This window comes from Chromobacterium sp. W521 (assembly GCF_052805975.1).
This window is the reverse complement of sequence record NZ_JBRBAF010000043.1, coordinates 1-920: the sequence shown is the minus strand read 5'-3', so window position 1 is coordinate 920 and position 920 is coordinate 1. Positions and strand designations below refer to the sequence as shown.

General features: G+C 62.5%; 1 protein-coding gene. It reads left to right on the top strand.

From position 1 onward, the window contains the following. Positions 1-874: hypothetical protein (locus tag ACUXV1_RS23210; protein ID WP_446016770.1), on the top strand; the 874-nt coding region annotated here is incomplete at its 5' end. Between the last annotated feature and the right edge of the window lie 46 nt (positions 875-920).

Sequence of the window (920 nt, the reverse complement as noted above, 5' to 3'; positions counted from 1 at the left end):
GGCAGTGGGCCAGGACAAGAACATCGATGTGAAAGGAACCACGACCTCGGTTACCGGCGCCTCGATCAGTTTCACGGGGGTGTCGGTGTCCTTCACCGGCCTGTCGGCCAGCTTTACCGGGGTATCGACCAGCTTTACCGGCCTGTCCACCAGCTTTACCGGGGTGTCGACCAGCTTTACCGGCGTTTCCACCGGTTTCACCGGGGTGGACACCAGTTTTATCGGCGTGTCCAACAGCTTCACTGGAATCTCGACGGGGTTCACCGGTGTATCAACCAGCTTTACCGGTGTGTCCACCAGCCTGACCGGCACCAGCACCTCGGTGACGGGCACCTCTCAGAGCATGACCGGCGTGTCCACCTCGATGACGGGCACCAGCGTGTCGGCCACCGGCATGTCGCAAAGCATGACCGGCGTGTCTTCGTCCTATACCGGCACCTCTACTAGCGTGACCGGCAATAGCTGCTCGGTCACCGGCACCTCCAAGAGCGTGACCGGCACTTCGATGTCGGACACGGGCTCGTCCACCAGCATCACCGGCACCTCGATGTCCACCACCGGCTCGTCCACCAGCGTGACTGGCTGCTCGATGTCCACCACTGGTTCCTCCGCCAGCGTGACCGGTTGCTCTGTGTCCACCACCGGTGCTTCCGTCAGCGTGACCGGCTGCTCTGTTTCGGCCACCGGTTCGGCCACCGGCGTCACCGGTTCCAGCATATCCACCACCGGCTCCTCGGTCAGCAGCACCGGCTCCAGCCTGTCCAGTACAGGCTCCAGTTGCTCAACCACCGGGGTCAGCTATTCCTATACCGGCGCGTCCTACTCGGACACCGGCGTGGATCTGAAAAAGCTGGGCATGCAGGTGAAAAGCTGATGACGCGCCCAAGCCTTGGACACCGAAAAGGAGAGCGGACATGCGC